This window comes from Microvirga sesbaniae (genome assembly GCF_025460805.1).
GTDB lineage: Bacteria > Pseudomonadota > Alphaproteobacteria > Rhizobiales > Beijerinckiaceae > Microvirga > Microvirga sesbaniae.
In genome coordinates this window covers 1-1,349 of sequence record NZ_JAMXFJ010000114.1, presented here as the reverse complement: position 1 = coordinate 1,349, position 1,349 = coordinate 1, and the positions used below count along the sequence as shown (strand labels likewise).

Below are 1,349 nucleotides of genomic sequence, written 5' to 3'. Positions count from 1 at the left end.
ATGAAAGCCGTCGCGCTCTATCACCGTCTGCCCTATCCGCTGCGTTGCGCCTCGGCGAGCGCGCGCGGGCTGTACCTGCGCTGGTGGCGCTACAACGGGGCCACCGACCGGGCCGTGGCCGAGATCCTCAGCCGCGAGACCTGGAGCCCGGCGCAGTGGCAGGCCTGGACGGCCGAGGAGCTGGCCCGCCTCCTGCACCGGGCCGAGACCCGGGTGCCCTGGTACCGCGAGCACTGGGCCCGCCGCCGACGCCAGGGCGACCGGCGCTCGTCCGAGCTGCTGGAGCACTGGCCGGTGCTGGAGAAGGCGGAGCTGCGGGCCAACCCGCGCGCCTTTCTGGCCGACGACTGCCGGCCGGGACGCATGTTCGGCGTGCATACCAGCGGCACCACCGGCACGCCGGTGCACATCCTGCAGAGCCATGCCACGGTGCTGCGCCAGTACGCCCTGATGGAGGCGCGCTGGCGCGGCTGGAACGGCGTCTCACGTCACGACCGTTGGGCAACGATCAGTGGCCAGCTGGTAACGCCGGTGGCGCAGCAGGAGCCGCCGTACTGGGTGTGGAACGCGGGCCTGCGCCAGCTGTACATGTCGGCCTATCATCTCTCGCCGGCGGCGGCCGAGCACTACCTGGCCGCGCTGGTGCGCCACAAGGTGCGCTACCTGTGGGGCTACCCGTCCGGCCTGCATGCCCTGGCCGAGGACCTGCTCGCGCGCGGCCTCAGCGTGCCCGGCCTCAAGGTCGTGATTACTGTGTCCGAACCTCTGCTGGAGGTGCAGCGGGATGCGATCGAGCGGGCGTTCGGCTGTCCGGTGGTGGAGAGCTACGGCATGACCGAGGCGGTGCTGTCGGCGAGCCAGTGCTCGCACGGGGCACTGCATCTGTGGCCGGAATCGGGGGTGCTGGAGGTGGTGGACGGGGGTGTGCCGGTGGCGGCCGGCCAGGCGGGAGAGTTTCTGGCCACGGGGCTGAACAATCCGGACATGCCGCTGATCCGCTACCGCACGGGCGACCGGGGTGCTGTGGAGGCCGGGCACGAGATGTGCGCGTGCGGGCGCACGCTGCCGCGTCTGGCCCGGGTGGAGGGCCGCAGCGACGACGTGCTCTACACCCAGGACGGACGACGTGTCAGCCGGCTCGGATCGGTCATCAAAGCAGGCGCGCCCGTCCGAGAGGCGCAGATCGTGCAGGAGACGCTGCGGCGTCTGCGGGTGCGCTACATTCCGGCGCCGAACTGGAGCCCGGAGGCCGAGGGCGAGATCCTGGCGGCGATCTGCAGCCGCATGGGCGATGTCGAAGTGGTGTTCGAGCGCGTCCAGCAGATCCCGCGATCCGCAAACGGGAAGTT

At 71.2% G+C, this 1,349-nt stretch carries 1 protein-coding gene; it reads left to right on the top strand.

What is annotated here, in order from left to right; translation table 11 throughout:
* Positions 1-1,349: phenylacetate--CoA ligase family protein (locus OCW50_RS33035; RefSeq protein ID WP_262300401.1), on the top strand; the 1,349-nt coding region annotated here is incomplete at both ends.